General features: G+C 40.0%; 20 protein-coding genes. 9 read left to right on the forward strand and 11 right to left on the reverse strand.

Annotated features, from left to right (window positions below; all coding sequences use genetic code 11):
* Positions 1-134: 134 nt before the first annotated feature.
* From CWB75_RS10575 to CWB75_RS10585, 3 genes are all read right to left on the reverse strand, one after another.
* Positions 135-563 carry a secondary thiamine-phosphate synthase enzyme YjbQ gene (locus CWB75_RS10575; RefSeq protein ID WP_138570625.1) on the reverse strand — a complete coding sequence of 143 codons (429 nt, stop codon included), beginning with the start codon at positions 561-563 and terminating at the stop codon, positions 135-137.
* Complete coding sequence (locus CWB75_RS10580) at positions 560-1,027, reverse strand: chemotaxis protein CheX (protein ID WP_010390540.1); 468 nt, start codon at positions 1,025-1,027, stop codon at positions 560-562. Before CWB75_RS10580 ends, CWB75_RS10575 begins: the two co-directional genes overlap by 4 nt.
* A 63-nt stretch (positions 1,028-1,090) precedes the next feature.
* Positions 1,091-1,525 (reverse strand): transcriptional repressor, encoded by a 435-nt coding sequence (locus CWB75_RS10585; RefSeq protein ID WP_008115496.1) that lies wholly within the window; start codon positions 1,523-1,525, stop codon positions 1,091-1,093.
* Positions 1,526-1,617: 92 nt separating this feature from the next.
* On the opposite strand from CWB75_RS10585, the gene CWB75_RS10590 reads away from it, so the two are divergent.
* From CWB75_RS10590 to CWB75_RS10625, 8 genes are all read left to right on the forward strand, one after another.
* Positions 1,618-2,238 carry a MarC family protein gene (locus tag CWB75_RS10590; RefSeq protein WP_008115498.1) on the forward strand — a complete coding sequence of 207 codons (621 nt, stop codon included), beginning with the start codon at positions 1,618-1,620 and terminating at the stop codon, positions 2,236-2,238.
* 123 nt (positions 2,239-2,361) lie between these two features.
* The gene (gene dusA, locus CWB75_RS10595; protein WP_249362323.1) at positions 2,362-3,294 is read left to right on the forward strand and encodes a tRNA dihydrouridine(20/20a) synthase DusA; all 933 of its coding nucleotides are present in this window, start codon (positions 2,362-2,364) and stop codon (positions 3,292-3,294) included.
* A gap of 261 nt (positions 3,295-3,555) precedes the next feature.
* Positions 3,556-4,236 carry a PspA/IM30 family protein gene (locus CWB75_RS10600; RefSeq protein ID WP_138570627.1) on the forward strand — a complete coding sequence of 227 codons (681 nt, stop codon included), beginning with the start codon at positions 3,556-3,558 and terminating at the stop codon, positions 4,234-4,236.
* A gap of 10 nt (positions 4,237-4,246) precedes the next feature.
* Positions 4,247-4,453: a PspC domain-containing protein gene (locus CWB75_RS10605; protein WP_010390548.1), complete on the forward strand. Its 207-nt coding sequence runs from the start codon at positions 4,247-4,249 to the stop codon at positions 4,451-4,453.
* Between the two features lie 10 nt (positions 4,454-4,463).
* Entirely contained in the window at positions 4,464-4,790 is a 327-nt protein-coding gene (locus CWB75_RS10610) for a hypothetical protein (RefSeq protein WP_010390549.1), read from the forward strand.
* A gap of 78 nt (positions 4,791-4,868) precedes the next feature.
* Positions 4,869-5,378 carry a copper chaperone PCu(A)C gene (locus tag CWB75_RS10615; RefSeq protein WP_138570628.1) on the forward strand — a complete coding sequence of 170 codons (510 nt, stop codon included), beginning with the start codon at positions 4,869-4,871 and terminating at the stop codon, positions 5,376-5,378.
* An 8-nt stretch (positions 5,379-5,386) separates the two neighbouring features.
* Positions 5,387-6,373 (forward strand): DUF2333 family protein, encoded by a 987-nt coding sequence (locus CWB75_RS10620; protein WP_010390551.1) that lies wholly within the window; start codon positions 5,387-5,389, stop codon positions 6,371-6,373.
* Between the two features lie 3 nt (positions 6,374-6,376).
* Positions 6,377-7,147: a TIGR04219 family outer membrane beta-barrel protein gene (locus CWB75_RS10625; protein ID WP_138570629.1), complete on the forward strand. Its 771-nt coding sequence runs from the start codon at positions 6,377-6,379 to the stop codon at positions 7,145-7,147.
* A gap of 46 nt (positions 7,148-7,193) precedes the next feature.
* Here the strand turns inward: CWB75_RS10625 and CWB75_RS10630 are convergent, their stop codons facing one another.
* Positions 7,194-8,075: a TIGR03899 family protein gene (locus CWB75_RS10630; protein WP_010390553.1), complete on the reverse strand. Its 882-nt coding sequence runs from the start codon at positions 8,073-8,075 to the stop codon at positions 7,194-7,196.
* Positions 8,044-8,592: an SRPBCC family protein gene (locus tag CWB75_RS10635; protein ID WP_054202374.1), complete on the reverse strand. Its 549-nt coding sequence runs from the start codon at positions 8,590-8,592 to the stop codon at positions 8,044-8,046. The genes CWB75_RS10630 and CWB75_RS10635 overlap by 32 nt, the downstream gene beginning before the upstream one ends.
* A gap of 299 nt (positions 8,593-8,891) precedes the next feature.
* Here CWB75_RS10635 and CWB75_RS10640 point away from each other — a divergent pair, with 299 nt between their 5' ends.
* Complete coding sequence (locus tag CWB75_RS10640; protein ID WP_054202373.1) at positions 8,892-11,075, forward strand: YgiQ family radical SAM protein; 2,184 nt, start codon at positions 8,892-8,894, stop codon at positions 11,073-11,075.
* Between the two features lie 69 nt (positions 11,076-11,144).
* Here the strand turns inward: CWB75_RS10640 and mgtE are convergent, their stop codons facing one another.
* The 6 genes from mgtE to CWB75_RS10670 all read right to left on the reverse strand — a co-directional run bounded on the left by mgtE (position 11,145) and on the right by CWB75_RS10670 (position 16,032).
* Positions 11,145-12,503 (reverse strand): magnesium transporter, encoded by a 1,359-nt coding sequence (gene mgtE / locus CWB75_RS10645; RefSeq protein ID WP_008115512.1) that lies wholly within the window; start codon positions 12,501-12,503, stop codon positions 11,145-11,147.
* A 106-nt stretch (positions 12,504-12,609) separates the two neighbouring features.
* The gene (locus tag CWB75_RS10650) at positions 12,610-12,882 is read right to left on the reverse strand and encodes an HPr family phosphocarrier protein (RefSeq protein ID WP_008115514.1); all 273 of its coding nucleotides are present in this window, start codon (positions 12,880-12,882) and stop codon (positions 12,610-12,612) included.
* 17 nt (positions 12,883-12,899) lie between these two features.
* A complete protein-coding gene (gene rapZ / locus CWB75_RS10655; protein ID WP_010390558.1) occupies positions 12,900-13,742 on the reverse strand; it encodes an RNase adapter RapZ in 843 nt (280 codons plus the stop codon).
* 19 nt (positions 13,743-13,761) lie between these two features.
* On the reverse strand, positions 13,762-14,214 hold the full coding sequence (ptsN, locus tag CWB75_RS10660; protein ID WP_010390560.1) for a PTS IIA-like nitrogen regulatory protein PtsN: 453 nt from the start codon (positions 14,212-14,214) through the stop codon (positions 13,762-13,764).
* A gap of 4 nt (positions 14,215-14,218) precedes the next feature.
* Positions 14,219-14,506, reverse strand: a complete 288-nt coding sequence (hpf, locus tag CWB75_RS10665) for a ribosome hibernation promoting factor (RefSeq protein WP_010390562.1) — start codon at positions 14,504-14,506, stop codon at positions 14,219-14,221.
* Between the two features lie 26 nt (positions 14,507-14,532).
* Complete coding sequence (locus tag CWB75_RS10670; protein ID WP_138570630.1) at positions 14,533-16,032, reverse strand: RNA polymerase factor sigma-54; 1,500 nt, start codon at positions 16,030-16,032, stop codon at positions 14,533-14,535.
* Positions 16,033-16,067 lie beyond the last annotated feature (35 nt).

Consider the following 16,067-nt stretch of genomic DNA (forward strand, 5'->3'; position numbering starts at 1 on the left):
ATTTAAATTAATACAGATTGATCTTATATTAAAATATCACCTTCTAAAAACTAAAAACTAAAACATAAAACCTAAAACCTAAAACCTAAAACCTAAAACCTAAAACCTAAAACCTAAAACCTAAAACCTAAAACCTAAAACTTTTCGCCTTGCAAAGTTGCAATAATGTGCCTTGAACCACCATGATCACGGTGCTCACCTAAGTATATTCCTTGCCAAGTTCCTAGTGCTAACTGACCATGGCTAATAGGTATAGTTAACTGGCAACCTAAGGTACTGGTTTTTATATGGGCAGGCATATCATCATCGCCCTCATAGTCATGACGGTAATAAGGCTGGCGCTCTGGAACAAATTGATTAAAGTGGCTTTCCATATCCATACGCACGGTAGGATCGGCATTTTCATTAATGGTTAAGCTGGCTGAGGTGTGTTGAATAAATAAGTGTAATAAACCAACTTTAAATTGGCTTATTTGTGGGAGTTGATTGAGTATGTCGTTATCAATTAAATGAAAGCCCCGCGAGCGAGGCTTTAATGTAATTGTGGTTTGCGACCAGCTCATAGCTTATCGAAACTCACTTCTATATTTGCATTACCTGCGTCACTGGTAAACGGCATAAGAATTTTCTTGCCGTCACTTTTGTGAGTAATAGTGTGGTTCTTACCAGACACAACAATGGGTGTTGCCATGGCAAAATCATAGCCTTTTTCACCTAGTAAATTCTTAGCACCACCGGTAACCATATTAGTTATTTCACCGACCATGTCGGTTACTTCTTCATTTATGTCGTCTGGTCGTTCGCCTAACATTCGTTCCATAATAGTCAGCGCTAAACCTTCGTCGAAGGTAATTGAAAATGAACCGCGAGTTTGAGGGCCAACCATACCAATTAATCCCGATACATCACCACAGGCTATCTCATCTGTTTTAATGCGTGGCTTGCCTGGTTTTAACTGAGTTTGAGCCATAGTGCTCAATACATTCATCAAAGAAGCTAAAAAGGGATTAATGAACTCTACATTCATATTAGATGTCCTTAAATTGGTACTGATAAAGGTTATACGCAAAGTATAGCTATAGTCGCTTATCTATGCTCGGCAAGAGTCACATTTACCATGTGCTTCTATTGTTTGCCCGGAAACTACAAAGCCACTTTCGGCTGCCAAGTTATTGAGCTCATGTGAAATTACTGTTGAGTGCAGCTCTTTAACAAAGCCGCAGCTATCACAAATTAATAGCTGAACAGGATGAATATGATCAAAATGATGACACAGCATAAATGCATTGGTGCTTTCAATTTTATGAATAAAACCGAGTTCGGCTAAAAAGTCTAAAGCACGATAAATCGTTGCAGGTTTAGCACCTGTTTCAGTGACTTTCAATTGCTCAAGTAAATCGTACGCCCCCACACCACCTTGGGCACTGGCCAATAAACGAAATACCTTCTCGCGAATAGGTGTGAATCGCGCACCACGGTTGTCGCACACTTGTTTTGCTTTACTTACGAGTGATTCTATATTCATCTTCTCTCATCCTTACGCTGCCGTGATATACTAACATACTGTATTGTAGTTGCAGCGTTTTATTAACCGATTTAGTGAAAAGGTACTCATTAATGCATGAACTATTAGCTATATTTATTTTCTTTTTTGCGGTTATCGATCCAATTGGCACAATCCCGGTTTTTATCGCCGTAACTCGTGGAGATGACGACAAGTTTAAGCGTAAAGTGATTTTTAAAGCCGTGGGTGTGTCTGCTTTAGTGCTGTTATTTTTTGTAGTTGCTGGCGAGCAATTACTGAATGTGATTGAGATCCCGCTCTCGGCATTTCAAATAGCAGGTGGTTTAATTTTATTAATTTTTGCACTCTCCATGACCTTTGGTGAAAGTAAGCCTGAAGCTGAAATTAAAAGTGTTAGAGACAGCACTGAAACCGCTATTTTTCCGCTTGCTATCCCATCAATAGCCAGTCCCGGTGCCATGTTAGGTGCGGTATTAATGACACGCAATGAGGAATATACCTGGGTTGAACAAATGATTACCTCATCAATGATGTTAGCTGTTTTAGTGGTGGTACTGATTTTGTTATTACTTGCTACGCATGTACATAAAATAATAGGTGATAGTGGGGCAAGTATTATTAGTCGAATTATGGGGTTAATTTTAAGCTCAGTCGCGGTGACTAATATTTTAAACGGTATTGCACAATACTTTGGCTTGCAAGTGTTTGCTTAATATTGCTGCGCATAGGGCTTTTGTGTAAAATGCAGCGCCGTTTAAGCTGTGCTTAAATTATAAATTTTTGAGGATCACATTTTGGATAAACGTACTTTAAATCGACGCTTTAGCGTGGCCCCTATGCTCGATTGGACTGATCGCCACTGTCGTACGTTTCATCGTAAAATGACAAAACAGACCGTGCTCTACACTGAAATGATCACAACTGGCGCTATTTTATTCGGTCGTGGTGACTACTTGCATTTTAATCAGCACGAAGGCCCTGTGGCATTGCAATTAGGTGGATCAGACCCGCAAGCGCTAGCACAGTGTGCCAAGCTTGCTGGTGAGCGCGGTTATGATGAAATAAACCTTAATGTAGGTTGTCCGTCAGATCGTGTGCAAAATGGACGTTTTGGTGCCTGTTTAATGGCCGAGCCTAATTTAGTTGCAGAGTGTGTTGCTGCAATGAAAAGTGAAGTTAATATTCCGGTTACAGTTAAAACTCGTATTGGTATTGATGAGCAAGATTCTTATGAATTTTTATGTGCTTTGATAGAGGCTTCACATAAAGTTGGCTGTGATGACTTTATTATTCATGCGCGCAAAGCATGGCTAAAAGGATTGAGCCCGAAAGAAAATCGCGAAGTTCCTGAGCTTAACTACCCCCGCGTTTATCAGCTTAAAAAAGATTACCCTCAACTTGATTTAAGTATTAACGGTGGTGTTAAAACCATTGAGCAAAGTCTTGAGCATTTACAGTACATAGATGGGGTTATGGTGGGCCGAGAGGCTTACAGTAATCCATTTATGCTTAATGAAGTGGATGAAAAAATTTATGGTGATGCGGCTAATACTCAGTCTCGACATGATGTTGTACGCTCTATGTATGATTACATTGAAGAAGAGATGCGTTTAGGGGCTAATTTTTGGCATGTTGCACGCCACATGCTGGGTATTTTTCAGGGGCAACCCGGTGCGCGTGGCTTTAGACGCCACTTATCTGAAAATGGTCATGGTAAGCAAGCTGATTTAAGTGTTATGGATAAAGCGTTAAGTTACGTACCCGAGTAATGCCAATTTAATGCAATTGGCATAACAGATACTCTTTATAGAAAAAGTCACCTCAGGTGGCTTTTTTTGATCCCAAATTTTAGTCAAAAATGTAATTTATTAGCCAATTCGACTTAATTTCATTCAGTGACTAGTCATTAACTTACCCGTCAAAAATAATTTAAATTATTGATATTTAATGAAAATAAAAGAATTTTAAGTTGTTGGCATAACTCTTGGAATCCTGTTGATGTATAAATAAAAAATCATCAGGAGAATAACATGGGTATATTTAATCGCGTAAACGACGTCATTCAAGCAAATATCGTAGCTATGCTTGATAAAGCTGAAGATTCAGAAAAACTACTTAATTTGATGCTAACCGAAATGCAAGAGGCACTTAATGAGTGTCGTAGCACCGCGGCAGCACTATTATGTGAAGAAAAGAATATCAAGCGTCAAATAAGCAGTAAACAACAAGCGCTCACAAATTGGCAATTAAAGGCCGAACATGCTATTGCAAAAAATCGTGACGATTTAGCTAAATCAGCATTAGCTGAAAAACACACAGTTGAAAAAAACATAGAATGCTTACAAACACAGCTTGAGACATTGCAGCAATCAATTGTAAAAATCACAGAGGACTGTGAGCGCCTACAGCAAAAAATGACACAGGCTAAAGCTAAGCAAGCACAACTTGTAAAGCGTGAAAATGTGGTTGAGGCAAGAGCAAAGATAAATACTCAGCTGCAGAGCGATAAAGTGGCCACTGCTTTATCACGATTTGAGCAAATTGAGCGCCGCGTTGAGAGTGTTGAATCGCAGGTTGAAGCATATGAGCTGACAGATACAGCGAGCAATACTGCGACGCAAATTGAGTCACTGGTTAAAAACGAAAAAATTGATGCAGAACTGGCAAGTTTAAAAGCGAGTTTAAATACTGCTAACAAACAAACAGCCTAAGGAGATTGTTATGAATAATTTTAATACGCATCGTCGTTGGTATAAAAATACGCTTAACAAAAAAATATCAGGTGTCTGTAGTGGGTTAGCCTACCGATTAGACTTTCCGGTATGGTCTACTCGTTTAGTCACCGTTTTATTATTTTTAAGTTTTCCGTTTGCAGTGGCGCTAGGTTATTTAATTGCGCACTGCTGTCTTGAAGAAAAAGCAGTGTAAGGGGAACGACATGAAAACTCTCGCCGTATGCCTACTTATTGTTACATTATTTTTGATTAATAGCGGCTCGATAATTCATTTTGATGTATGGCAATTTCCGTTGTGGATCTCAGATATTAGTTGGACTGGTATAGAGCTCATTGGGGCGTTAATCGCCATTATAGTTGTTATTGCGATTGCAGCTTTGGTAACTATGGGGCTTGTTGGCGCGGCGATGGTGGCACTGGCTGGAACGATATTAGCCTTTTTATTCGGATCACTGATGATTGCTTGGCCATTATTGTTTGTGGCAGGGTTGTGTTGGTTAATCGCAGATAACAAAAAAGTGGCTTCTTAAACTTAAATTAGCTGCCTAATATTAGGGAATTATGATAAATTTGGACTATATTTTTATGTTTTAACAAGGATTTTACTGATGATTAAACAATGTATTTTAAGTGCAAGTGCATTATTGGTGGGTGTTTTTTCGTCTTCGTTATTGGCGCACGAAGGACATGAACACGATAGTGTTGTTGCGCAATTACAAGTAACAAATGCTCAAGTAAGAGAGTTTTTACCTGCCACTAAAGCCAGCGTGGGTTATTTTAGTATTGAAAACCACAGTAATGTACCGGCAACACTCACAAGAGCGACCATAGATGGTTTAGGTCGTGTTGAGATCCATGAGCACGTCCACGCTGATGGTATGATGAAAATGCAAAAAGTAGAATCATTGCTTATTAAAGCTCACCAGCAACTCGATTTTAAGTCTGGAAGCTACCATTTAATGGTGTTTGAACCACAAGAGCCGTTAAAAGTAGGTCAAGAACGCAAACTCACGCTATATTTTGAAGACGGGAATCGAGTATTCACCAATGCGAAAGTAGTTTCGCTAGCATCGCAAGCTGAGCCGGTAAAAGCATCAAAAGATCATAGTCATCATTAGGGGGATAAATGTCACAGCATAAAGGAAAAATAATAACGGCATTGGTATTATTGTTTGTCGTATTTTACGCTATTGCAGTGTACTGGAGCATAGAGCCTGCACGTTTTGATGTGGTACAAAATGCCAAGCAGCAAGCGCAGCAACGCAGTGAAAAACCAGTAACAGGATATGTAACCACTTCAACGCTTATCACCGTCGCTGATACCCTCTTAACTAAGTCAGGCGGTTATTTATCAAATGATGTACTGCCACCGAGCGTAATAATGGACAACATGCCCGCTTGGGAGTATGGCGCGTTGGAAATGGTGCGTGATTTAGCACTATCAATGCGAAAAGATTTTAGTCGTTCACAGTCACAATCAACTGAGCACGAAGCGCTTAAAAAAGCACAGCCACAATTTAATATTAGTTCTGAAGCATGGGCATGGCCAAGTGCTGAGGGCGAATATCAGAAAGGTATTGATTACTTATTAGTTTACCGTTCTCAAATTGCGAATCAGCATGAGCGCGATAGCCAATTTTACTCACGTGCAGATAATTTACGCAGTTGGTTAAAAGAAGCTGAAAAACGCTTAGGTAGTTTAAGCCAACGTTTGAGTGCGAGTGTAGGTCAAGACAAGGTAAATACCGATTTAGCAGGCAACTCTTCAAATACACAAGCTACTTATACGCCATTACAACAACAAGTAAGAACATCGTGGTGGGAAATTGATGATGTATTTTATGAGTCACGCGGTGCTACTTGGGCTTTACTGCATTTTTTACAAGCGGTTGAATATGATTTTGCCGAAGTACTTGATAAAAAGAACGCCCGTGTTAGTTTACAACAAATTATACGCGAGCTTGAAGCGACCCAAGAAACCGTTTGGAGCCCAATAATTTTAAACGGCAACGGATTCGGTTATGTCGCCAACCATTCACTCGTTATGGCAAATTATATCTCTAGAGCCAATGCGGCACTGATTGAACTTAGCGAATTATTAGCGCAAGGATAAAAAATGAAAAAGTATTGTATAGCAGCAGCCTTATCAATGGCATGTTTAGCACCTGTAGCACAAGCCGATACTGTATTGGGTTTGTATGTAGGGGTTGATGGTTGGAAAGCCGATAATGACGGTAGCTTTTCTGATAATAATAACGCCCTACAAAACTTCAATTTTGAAGATGAGACTTTTGTTAGCTATTACGCCGCACTTGAGCATCCGGTTCCATTAGTGCCAAACTTAAAGCTAAAATACACTGAGCTTGAACTAACCGGTTCAACGCAACTTGAAGATACATTTAGCTTTAATGGCTCTGATTATATTGTTGGCACTGATGTTAATTCAGTCACTGACTTATCGCACATTGATTATATTCTTTACTATGAAATTTTTGATAACGACTTAATCTCAATTGATTTAGGTATTAATGCTAAGCAGTTTGATGGTGAGCTTGTGGTAACAGGTACATCGCAACAAGGTGGCGCTAACTTCACTGAGATAGAAAAGTTCTCAGGTGTAGTACCTTTAGCATATGGACGTTTTGAAGCAGGTTTACCATTTAGTGGTTTAAGTGTTTTTGCTGAAGGCAGCTTTTTAGCTATTAATGACAGTAAAGTACGAGATTACCAAATGGGTATTGCTTGGGAGTTGATTGATAACCTAGCGGTTGATGTTGCGGTTAAAGCGGGTTACCGCTCTATGGTTTTAGAGCTTGATGATGTAGATGATATTAATACTGATATTGATGCATCAGGCCCATTTGCAGGCATACAAGTTCATTTTTAAGCACCGATTAGTTTAATGAAAAGCCACCTTGTGTGGCTTTTTTTAGTTATTTTGAAGTGTGCCACACTAATTCAAATTCCCCTTCAAATGCTGCACCAATTAACTGTTTGTACACTTTATTAATTGGGTAATTCATTAGTCTAAACAGTTCATCACCGGTTTGGGTAAACTTATAATAGCTTAGTACTAAGTCGTTACTTTTTGCTTTTAAAGTTAGTTTTTGAGTTAAAAAGGAAAGAGTGATCTCTTGTCCTGCTTTTAATGCAGCGGATTCAATCTCTTTACGGTATAACAAATTTAAATCCATTAAGGTCAAAACATCAGGAAAGCTCACACCGCTTTTACCTATGCTTAATGACACTTTATTACCCTTACCTAATAAATCAAATAACGAGGGTTTTTTGTAATAGCCTAAAAATATTAGGTGACTACTATCTTTTTCGTTATACCCTGAAATAGACACACACTTTCTTAATGAATCAGCTTCGCGCTGGGTCATGTGTTTGAGAGTTTGTAAGCTTTTTATAGAAAAGGTACCTGGGCTAATGGTTTCGCCAGTAAAAATTTTTGCCCATAATGTTTGCATTGATTGATTTGAGGTATCTTCACACAAGGCAATAAAGTGCTCTACCCAATCGGCATCAGGCTGTTTAGCACAGGCTACATCAGGACAAAACTCCATTGCCAAGGCTAAAATAGTCTCGATATTTTGTTGTTGTTTTATTAGCAGTAGATCTTGTCTTTTTTGTGCTCGAGCTAACACTGAATGCTCGCTATTAATACGGTAAAGAGACTTTGCTTTTCCCTGCGTATTATAGGTTTTTTCATCAGCTGCAGGCGTATTACTCACTTTTGTGACCGAGTAACCTAACAGTGACTCAATAATATTGGCAAGTTTAATTCTGGCTTGTGCGGTTTTGACTGTCATGGCTTTCCATTATTGCTTGTGCATCACTGAGTTGGGCTACCGTCTTTAAGTTATTTAGCCCTAGGGTGACTATATTGCTTAATATATTTTCAGCAAATATAGCAACATAGCCAGATATAAGCGGCACAGTTGCTTGTCCTTCTATATGCCAGGTTACAGTTTTTGCATGGGGGCTAAATAGTAATCGGCTAGTAATAATATGTTCTTGATTAAATAATACATTAAATACAACTTCATTGGCGCTTAATGAAGTGATTGTCATTTCGCCTTGCCCCCACTTTCCTTGCCAAGATTGATAGGCTCCCGCACCAGCACTAGGTTCACCAATACTAAATTCAATATTGGGATCTATTTGCTGCCAAGGCGACCATTTGTACCACTGAGTAAAATCTTCTACTAATGACTTTATAACAGGAGGGCGGGCATTTATTTTAATGCTTTTTTGCACGTGATAGTTTTGTGGTAAAAGTAATCCCACAACAACAAACGCCAACAGCAAGATGGCTGAAAACTGCATTAATTGTTTAAGTAGTTTAATAGGTATGCCTCATTGGTTTTAATATTACAGTATCTATGAATTATTAATAATCACAGCTTATTTAATAGTTTAGCCTAGAGTCGATCATTTTTATCTAGTTTATCTACTTTAAATAAATCTAAAAGCAGACATTAGCAGTAATCAGCTTAGATGATTTGTCTGTTTTAGTAATGCGATAAAGGTAAACAATTTTTAATCAGTGCTTTCATTTTGTGCTATATCAACGGGGATGTCGATAGGGTATAATTCGCGCCTTTTGTTATTGAACGGCCAATTTTATGAGCACATTAAAAGCTGATCGCGGCTTATTCTCATACCCTAAGTATTGGGCTGAGTGTTATGGCACAGCCCCATTTTTACCAACAACACGCGAAGAAATGGACGCGCTTGGCTGGGATAGCTGCGATATTATTATTATTAGCGGTGATGCTTATGTAGACCATCCTAGTTTTGGGATGGCCGTAATTGGCCGTGTGCTTGAAGCGCAGGGGTTTAGAGTGGGCATTATTGCTCAGCCTGATTGGAACTCTAAAGATGCCTTTATGGCATTGGGTAAGCCTAACTTATTTTTTGGTATTACAGCCGGTAACATGGATTCGATGATCAATCGTTACACCGCTGAAAAACGAATGCGCCACGATGATGCTTATACCCCAGGAAATGTTGGTGGTAAACGCCCCGATCGCGCCGTGATCATATACTCACAACGTTGTCGTGAAGCTTATAAGGATGTGCCACTCGTTTTAGGGGGCATTGAAGCCAGCTTGCGTCGTATTGCTCATTACGATTATTGGCAAGAAAAAGTACGCCGTAGTGTATTGTTTGACGCTAAGGGTGATATTTTAATTTATGGTAATGCCGAACGCCCGTTAGTTGAAGTAGCGCACCGTATCGCTGCGGGTGAAACCATGGATACCATACAAGATGTGAGAGGCACGGCGGTTATTCGTAAAGAGCCTTTACCCGGTTGGCGTGGCAGTGATTCAACAGCCATTGATAAAATTGGTAAAATAGACCCTATTCCTAATCCTTATGGGGCGGATGATGTGGGTTGTGCTAAATCAGAATTTAAGCAAGCGGGTATTGATTTAAAAGCCGAAGCTGCAAAACCAATTACCATACAGCCTGCGCGTCCTAAGCCATGGGAAAAAACTTACGTTAAGTTACCCGCTTTTGAGCAGGTCAGTGTTAATAAACCATTGTATGCCCATGCATCGCGTATTTTACACCAAGAAACCAACCCTGGTTGTGCAAGAGCGTTGTTTCAGCGTCATGGCGATCGCTCTATTTGGGTGAATCCGCCAGCCTATCCACTTGAAACCCAAGAAATGGATGATGTGTTTGGTTTACCGTATCAGCGTATTCCGCACCCAAGTTATGGCGACGACAAAATCCCTGCTTACGATATGATTAAAACGTCGGTAAACATAATGCGCGGTTGTTTTGGCGGCTGTTCGTTCTGTTCTATTACTGAGCATGAAGGGCGAATAATTCAAAGCCGATCTCAAGAATCAATTATTGAAGAGATTGAGCAAATTAGAGATAAAGTGCCAGGCTTTACTGGGGTTATTTCTGATTTAGGCGGACCAACCGCAAATATGTACAAACTGCGTTGTACCAGTAAAAAAGCAGAGAGTACCTGTCGCCGCTTGTCGTGTGTGTATCCAGATATTTGTAAGCATATGGATACTGATCATACCCCGACTATCGATTTATATAAAAAGGCGCGTGAGGTTAAAGGGATCAAAAAGATCTTAATTGCTTCAGGCGTGCGTTATGACCTTGCTGTACGTGATCCTCGTTACGTTAAAGAGCTAGTAACTCATCATGTTGGTGGATATTTAAAAATAGCACCTGAGCACACTGAAGATGGTCCATTATCTAAGATGATGAAGCCGGGTATGGGTGCTTACGATGAATTTAAAGCGCTATTTGATAAGTACTCTAAAGAAGCGGGTAAAAAGCAGTATTTAATTCCATACTTCATTTCTGCTCATCCAGGGACTAAAGACGAAGACATGGTTAATATGGCTTTGTGGCTGAAATCGAATGACTTTAAGCTTGATCAGGTGCAAAACTTTTATCCGTCACCGATGGCTAATGCGACCACCATTTATCATACTGAAATGAACTCGTTGCGTAATATTAAAAATAATACTGAGCAAGTTGCGGTGCCAAAGGGCGCGCGCCAGCGTCGTTTGCATAAAGCAATTTTACGTTACCATGATCCTGCCGGTTGGCCAATGATCCGTGAAGCCCTTCGTAACATGGGCAAAGCTAAACTCATTGGTAAAGGTCCAAATTGTTTAGTGCCAGAAGAAGGCAGAGATGAAAGGCAAGCCAAAGGCGGTAAAGGTAACAAGGGTGGTCGCCCTGCGCTTACTCGTCATACTGGCTTTAGTCAGTTTAAAAAAGCCAACACTAAACCTAAGGTGGGCGGTAATCGCCAGCGCGCAAGGTAAAGTAATTATCGGCTTAAACAAAAACACCGCGTATTGACGCGGTGTTTTTGTTTATAAAAAAATTGAAGCCTAAATCAATAACCAAGTTGCAGTGCCTAAAAAGGCAAATATACCAACAATATCAGTTACTGTGGTTAGTACCACACTGCCTGCCAGTGCTGGATCTATTTTCATTTTTTTAAGCAATAGTGGGATACTAGCACCCGCAATACCTGCTGCAACTAAATTCATAAACATAGCAAACGCTAAAACACCACCGAGTTTGAAATCCCATTGCCAAAGCGCAACGACACCGGCAATTAGGATAGACCAAACCATACCGTTAATCGCGCCGATAGCGAGTTCTTTTAATAATAAAAAACGTTGGTTAGTTTGGTTGATATGGCCCACCGCGATACCGCGAATAACCAAAGTTAAGGTTTGGCTGCCTGCAACCCCACCCATTGACGGGACAATGCCATTGAGCACAGCAAGAATTGGTAATATAGCTAAGGTGTTTTCAAAAAAGCTCGCCACAATTGCAGCCAGCAATGCAGTTAGTAAGTTTACACCTAGCCAAATTGAGCGCTTTTTAGAGCTTTTTAAGACCGGCGCAAAGGTATCTTCTTCATCATCAAGACCCGCTAAGCTTAATAAGCTATGCTCTGCATCTTCACGGATAACATCAACGATATCATCAATAGTAATACGGCCAAGCAAATGCGCGTTGTCATCGACCACTGGAGCTGATATCCAGTTATGTCGTTCAAATAGTTGCGCTACTTCGCTTTCATCCATTGAAATAGGAATAGATTCACACTCTTCATCCATTAAATCCTGAACAATTTTTTCAGGGGGATTAGTTAATAATGTGCTCAGCGATAAGGCGCCCAAAAAACAGTTATGTTTATCTACAACGTATAAGTCATCGGTGCCCTCTGGTAGTTCACCACGTAAGCGAATGTAACGTAGTACAACATCTAGAGTTACATCAGGGCGAATAGTTACGGTATCGATATTCATCAAGGCGCCAGCAGAGCGCTCTTGGTAAGATAGAGCTTGTGTTGCGCGCTCTCTATCTTGAATATCCATCGCGCTAACAACGTCTTTATATACGGTGTCTGGTAGGCTACGTAGTACTTCCCCTAAATCATCATGGCCCATGTCTTCTGTTGCAGCAGCAATGTGCTCAGGTGCCATTTGCGCAATAATGCCCAAACGTACGTCTTCAGAGAGCTCTTCAAGTACATCACCCTGTACATCAGGATCAACCAGTTGCCAGAGCATACGACGAATTTTATGGGGAGATGATTCTAAAAGAAGTGCGGTATCACAAGGTGCCGTTTTTGCTAGCATGCGCCTAACTTGAACAAATTGACCACTATTTAGTGACTTAGTCACCTGTTTTAGTTGTTGTAGTGGAATATCTTGTTCTAAAGCTTCAGGCATTGGCGTCCTTAATTAAATTTTATTACACGATGATGGGGTATCGCTTTATCTTACTTTATATCAGTAAACTACCTCAACCACTATTAACCTTAGCTTATAAGCAGGATTACTCTTGCTCATTAAATCGTTGGTCAATGAGCTCACCAATTGCATTAAGTGCAGGCTCTGCGTCAGGGCCTTCACATACTACCTTAACTTCTTTGCCTTGACTGCTTTCGAGTAACATAAGTGCTAATACACTGTCGCCAGCGGCTTGTTTATCGTCTTGAAATAACGTGATTGAGGCATCAAATTGCACAGAAAGCTGTGCCAGTACAGTGGCCGCTCTGGCATGCAGGCCTAACTTGTTTTTTATTAAAAATGTGTTTTCTAACCGCATTAATATTCTCTCAAGCTTTATTCTTGTTCTCGATGGCGAATTTTTACATTAGGATGACTCATTGCAAAGCTTTCACCTATAGTTTGCGCTAAATAAACTGAGCGGTGTTGCCCTCCGGTACAGCCTATAGCTATGGTCAAATAGCTGCGGTTATTTCTTTCTAAATGAGGCAGCCATGTTTGCACGAATGTTTGAATTTGCCATGTAAATTTTTGTACTATGCTGTGGCTGGCTAGGTAGTCTTTTACTGGTTGATCTAACCCTGTGAGTGGCTTAAGTTCAGGCTCCCAATGCGGGTTTGGTAAAAAGCGAGCGTCAAATACATAATCTGCTTCTTTGGGTATACCGTGCTTAAAACCAAATGACTCAAAGGTAATGATCAGTTGTTTGTCTTTTTTACCGAGTATTTTTTCACGAATAGATTCAGCCAGCTGATGCACACTTAAATCCGTAGTATCAATCATATAATCGGCACGGTTAATGAGTACATCAAGGAGTTGTTTTTCTTTTTTTATTGCTAAATCAAGTGGCAGTGAGTCAATCGAAAGAGGGTGAAGGCGCCGTGTCTCTGAAAAGCGTTTAATTAAGGTTTGATCGTCACTGTCTAAATAAAACACCGTTGGCTTAGTGAAACCAGGTAAATATTCAATGATTTCATTAAACTGTTGCTGCTCTTTAGGTAAATTACGCACATCAACACTTACGGCTATTTTGTTGTAGCTGTCGGAAACACTACGGACAAGAGATGGCAATAAATTTAAAGGAATATTATCTACACAATAATAACCTAAATCCTCAACAACACGCAGCGCAACAGATTTACCAGAACCTGAGCGACCACTTATAATTATTAATTCCATTTATCACCCTTAATTGTTACTACGGTTGACTTACAATTACTTGATACAGCTCATTGTCGGATTTTGCCGCTCGTAATTGCTTACAAAATTCTTTATCGTTGAGCTTTTCTGCTATAGTGGCTAAGGTTTTTAAATGCTGCTTATTGTCACCATCAGGTACAATTAAGGCAACAAAAATGTCGACCGGTCTGTTATCTATCGCATCAAAATTAATAGCCGTTTCGCTCACTAATATAAGTGCAAGAGGCTCTTGTACACCACTCATACGACCATGAGGAATTGCAATTCCTCGACCTATACCTGTACTCCCTAGTTTTTCTCTGGCGGTTAACGCGTTAAGAATATCTTGTTGTGTTAAATAGGGCAGTTTATTGTGAGCCAATTCACTGATAAATTCTAAAATTCTTTTTTTACTATTAAAAAGGACCGCAGCTTTACTGCAGTCCTGACAGATAAGTGAGCTTAGTTTCATAGTGTTAGTGTCGAGCAAGTTTCTCTTTGTGTTTAATTACTTGACGATCTAGCTTGTCAATCAGCGAGTCTATAGCAGCATACATATCTTGATGTTCAGTGGAAGCAAAAATCTCAGCGCCACTAACATGAACGGTTGCTTCGGCTTTTTGGTTTAGTTTTTCTACATCGAGAATAACGTGCACATTCGTTATGTGATCAGTGTGCCTCTGTAACTTCGAAAATTTACTATTTACGTAGTCTCTAAGCGAGTCGGTAATATCTACATGGCGACCAGTTAAATTCAGTTGCATAAACATTTTCCTCTTTGTTGTACGCCTTAAATCAAACTTTTACGTTGATTAGACGGGGGAATAGCTAGAGATTCGCGATACTTTGCAATAGTTCTCCTTGCTACTTTAATTCCTTGCTCAGCCAATATATCTGCAATTTTACTATCACTCAATGGTTTAGCTGAGTTTTCTGCAGCGATTAATTTTTTAATTAATGCGCGTATTGCTGTAGATGAACATTCGCCACCATTTTCAGTGCTTACATGGCTTGAAAAGAAATATTTAAGCTCAAAAATACCGCGTGGTGTGTGCATGTATTTTTGCGTAGTAACACGTGAAATAGTCGATTCGTGCATTTCTACCATTTCGGCCACGTCATTAAGAACCATAGGCTTCATCGCCTCAGGACCATGTTCAAAAAAGGCCTGTTGTTGCTGCACAATACAGTTAGTTACTTTAAGCAGTGTGTCGTTTCTACTTTCTAAGCTTTTTATAAACCATTTAGCTTCTTGTAAGTGTGAGCGAATAAACTGGCTATCGCCGCTTGATTTCACCGTACGCGACATAGCTGCATATTGGCTGTTTACCCTAATTTTAGGCATGCTATCTGGGTTTAGTTCAACCACCCAACGGCCTTTCACTTTTTTAACCGACACATCAGGAATAACGTACTCAGACTCTTCTCTAACAATAGTGTCTGCCGGTTTGGGACTAAGAGTATGAATTAACGTCATGACTTCTTTAAGCTCATCTTCTTTGAGCTTAGTTTTTTTCATTAATGTGCGATAATCACGCGCAGCCAGTAAATCAATGTGATCAGTTAAGATCATTTTTGTTTCGTTTAAAAAAGGCGTGTCTTGATCAAACTGATTCAATTGAATACACAAACACTCTTGTAAACTACGCGCGGCTATTCCTACCGGATCAAATAGCTGAATACGCTTTAATACCGCCTCTATTTCATCAAGTTCAACTTCATCTTCTATGTCGTTTTCTTGATTAAAACTTTCTAATATTTCTTCACAGCTAAGGGTTAAAATACCAGAATCGTCCACGGCTTCTACGATTGCAATCGCGATGGCTTCATCTGTTGGGCTAAATGGCGTCAGTTGCAATTGCCACATTAAATATTCATGCAGCGTTTCAGTTGAAGAGCCTTGATAAATTGATTCATCTTCAGGCATTGGTCCCGAGGAAGAGGCCGGTGCTGCGCTCATGTACTCATCCCATGTAACATCCATTGCCATATCATCGCTAATGGTGTCTTTGGTCATGGCTTCGCCGCTATCTTGCTCATATTCGCTAGGTTTTTCATCAGCTGAAGCACTTAGCGTTGATTCATCGATATCGGCTTTTTGTTCGTTTTTACCCGCAGCATCTTCACTGTAATCTTGCTCTTCAACTTCAAGTAAGGGATTACTATCGAGTGCTTCTTGAATTTCTTGCTGGAGATCCAATGTACTGAGCTGCAATAAGCGAATTGCTTGTTGCAACTGTGGAGTCATTGTAAGTTGCTGGCCCATGCGCAGCTGTAATGATTGCCTCATTTATCTCTAACAATCCTTTTAAATTAGTATGATTA

The organism is Pseudoalteromonas sp. S1608 (genome assembly GCF_005887265.1).
GTDB classification, from domain to species: domain Bacteria; phylum Pseudomonadota; class Gammaproteobacteria; order Enterobacterales; family Alteromonadaceae; genus Pseudoalteromonas; species Pseudoalteromonas undina.